Origin of the sequence: Aphanothece sacrum FPU1 (assembly GCF_003864295.1) — a bacterium.
GTDB classification, from domain to species: Bacteria; Cyanobacteriota; Cyanobacteriia; order Cyanobacteriales; family Microcystaceae; genus Aphanothece_B; species Aphanothece_B sacrum.
This window is the reverse complement of sequence record NZ_BDQK01000011.1, coordinates 1-2400: the sequence shown is the minus strand read 5'-3', so window position 1 is coordinate 2400 and position 2400 is coordinate 1. Positions and strand designations below refer to the sequence as shown.

Here is a 2400-nt window from a genome sequence, read left to right as displayed (position 1 = left end):
AAACACTTATTTCGCTACAGCACCACTTTTCTTTGATGGTAAAATACTAACTGCATCTAGCCGCATCATAACTATTAAAGATGGTAATAATACTAGTGTAAGTTTCAATACAGGAATCATCGGACTGCGTCAAATTACCGTTGATAATGAAGGATTCATTTATGCTACCTCAAGCTTTAGTAACGAAGTATCTAAATTTGATCAAAGCGGCAATTTAATTCTCAAATGGGGTGTTGAGGGAAATCTGCCAGGCCAATTTGATGCACCTTGGGGAATAGCATATCTTAATGACAAGATTGTGGTATCAAACTACTATTCAAAGAAAGTTCAGTTTTTCTCCAAGAATGGTGACTTTATTAAAGAGTGGTCATTTGAAAATACACCACATTCCTTATTTGTGAAAGATGGTTTTCTCTATATTGCTTGCGGAGGTTATGTGGCAAAGACTGATTATGATGGATTAGTTATTGAGAAAATCTATGGACTTTTTGGTCTTGCAACCGCTGTAGCATTGGACGAAGAAAATAATATTATAGTAACGGATCCCTATCAAAGAAAAATTTATATCTACAGAAAAAATTAAATTAACATGATCTTGATTGACTGATTTATCTGTGGTCGGTGTTATCATCAATCATCTATAAAGTGCCGGGTTTGGCTATGATTTGATAAAATAAAGTAAATGTGAACACGGTTCCATGAAAGTACCGACCGAATTTAGATCTTAAATAGCAAGCCTACTAAAATTTTTCGATGCCCTCTGAAAGAGCAAAAAGAATTAAGGATTTCAAAGTTTTTTGTAAAACTAAAAAGACTATCTCAGGTATGTTGTCAGAATGTTTTTGTCCTGGAGTTCATTGATCAATGGAAAAAGCGCTTCATCATGTCTTGCTTCATTTACGAGTTCTTTTTCCATGTGGAACGATGCGTATAATAAAGCTACCGCTTCATCATATTGTTTCAAAAAAGTAAATACACAAGCTTTATTATACAGGGCGTATGCAATATCACGTCTTTTAAGGCTGTGCTTTAGTATCTCGTCAAAACATTCTATGGCTTCTTCATATCTTTTTAGTTGCATAAGCGCGTAGCCTTTACTTTCCGTTGGAGTATAGTCGCCCCAGCTGGGGATTATAGCCATCGCTTTTTCAGCAATCGAAATGGCTTGTTCAAATTGATTTATTTTATTCAGGCAAACTGAGATAGCGTGATAAATTATTCTACAATCTGAATCATTTAACTTAGGGTTTTCCTTTCGTTTAACATTAAGTGCTCTTTTAAATTGACTCAATGCTTTCTCGGAATTTCTTCCAGCCTCATAAGCTGTTCCTTTCAGATAGTGAAGCAACCAATCATCCGCAAGTTTGAGTGCCCTGTTAGCTGCCTTAATGGGTTCCTGAAAGTTAATGGAGGAAATAATTCCTTGCCATTCCAGGGCGTAGTATCTTAAAAGATTAAAATGTAATTGTTTGTCGTCTGGGAATGCTTCTGTAAAGTAATCTGCAAGGTCTCCGTTTTCTTTTACGACCGTTTCGTAATGGAATTTACCATTTTTAATCTCATACCTTTTAATGTAACAATCATATTCATCTTCAATAAAGAAAAGTGTATCTTCAAGTTGATGCGAAAATCGATGTAATACATTGTTCAGCTCATCACCAAAACCATACTTAGATCCACTCGCAACAACGAAGTATATCTCATTCGAGGTTGGAATAAATTTCGAGCCGCTTTCATTGATATTGGGACAATTCACATGGCTGATAGGGAATTGCAATGAGGTGTTATCTTTGTTTTTATAATGGGTGAACTCCTCATGAATCGTTTTTTCAAATGCTGACTTAACTTTGATTACCGCACCAGGTTTATGAAACTGTAGTTTAACCTGTGTCACGAAATGCATGTTACCCATATACTTTTTTCTTCAAGGTAAATACGTATTTCTCAATTCAAAGAATTTTAAACCTAAGGCAATATAATTGATCTTATTGTGATATAAATTGATGTATAAGTTATCAGAGACGATGCCCGCATTTCAATATTTTGTTCCTGCTAAGCAGAACGAGTGACATAAGCGGATTTAAGTCTGGCACAACCAAAAGAGCCTTCCGTTTTTGGTTATTCACTTTTAGCTTTTTGAATGCAATAAGAAGTGATCTTCTGAATTTGATTGTTTTGCCTGTGGTCGGTGTTATCACCGATCACCTACTCAAGTACCGGGTTTGGCTAAAATCAGATAAAGTAAAGGTAAATACAGTTCGGTGAAAACACCCACCGCATATGAACCGGATTTAAGTCAGATACTTTAAAATATTTTATTCACCCTTTATCATTCGATCTAACCAATAATTTGAACCTACAAAATCATCCTGCGATAGAATTGTTTTCATCGGAACTTTA

At 35.2% G+C, this 2400-nt stretch carries 2 protein-coding genes; one reads left to right on the top strand and one right to left on the bottom strand.

Annotated features, from left to right (window positions below):
* Positions 1-583: NHL repeat-containing protein (locus AsFPU1_RS22605; RefSeq protein ID WP_501162112.1), on the top strand; the 583-nt coding region annotated here is incomplete at its 5' end.
* A gap of 231 nt (positions 584-814) precedes the next feature.
* Here the strand turns inward: AsFPU1_RS22605 and AsFPU1_RS10440 are convergent.
* Positions 815-1894 carry a tetratricopeptide repeat protein gene (locus AsFPU1_RS10440; RefSeq protein WP_174715379.1) on the bottom strand — a complete coding sequence of 360 codons (1080 nt, stop codon included), beginning with the start codon at positions 1892-1894 and terminating at the stop codon, positions 815-817.
* Positions 1895-2400: the final 506 nt, after the last annotated feature.